Genomic DNA, 898 nt, shown 5'->3' on the forward strand with positions numbered 1-898 from the left:
AAAAATGATATTGGATCGTGTTCAACCAAGTTAATATCACCATTAAACAGTCCTACGCAATGCTGGGTATATTAACCTTACCTAGCATCGTGGCACTAGCTATGTTGATAATCGCAGAAGCCTCATTATTTAGTGCAGGTGCTGCATGCATCGCCATAGGGACNAATGCTTATTTAACTTACTCGGTTTTCAAATCTCACGCACACAACAATGCTCTCATGATTGAGGGGAAAAAACTCGTTTATCGTCGCGATGGACACTACTTACCAATCTCGATTCATAGCTCAGTTTGGCTCACGCACGCCTTTGCGATTCTGGTACTAGCCACTAATAGCGGTGCGAAATACATCATTTGCTTGAGCCCTCTAACGAGCAGTAAAAAAGATCACCATCGCAGACTATACGTTCACGATCGGCATAACAAAGAACTTTCACAAACAACTTCAACGATAGCGACAAAATGATACAGACAGGTGTACAACTCCCCTATTCATTAATCAAAGTAAGCGGCCCAGATGCTGAGAAATTTTTGCAGGGCCAATTTAGTTGCGACGTAACTGAACTAGCACCGCTTCAATGCACCTATGGCACAGCTAACAGCGCCAAAGGGCGCATGTATTGGTTGTTCGTCATCGCCAGAATCGAAGACGGTTTTTTGATAAAAGTACATGAAAGCGTTCGCCAACAAGGCGTCGATACTTTGAGTAAATACAAAGTCTTTTTTAAATGCGAGATCGAAACGCTTGAACATGCAAAAGTGTTTGGCGTTTTCGACGAGTCGAATTTAAAAGATGAACACGTGCTGCAAAACACGAATTTCGGTCTTACTCGCCAAGTCGACGCACAACGACAAGAACTATGGCAACTGAATGAGGCAGACGCGCCAATTACCTTAGAC

The 898-nt window shown here is 43.3% G+C and carries 1 pseudogene; it reads left to right on the forward strand.

What is annotated here, in order from left to right:
- Positions 1-460 precede the first annotated feature (460 nt).
- Positions 461-898: pseudogene (locus A3738_RS08925) on the forward strand (hypothetical protein); the annotation flags it as partial.

The organism is Oleiphilus sp. HI0066, assembly GCF_001635725.1.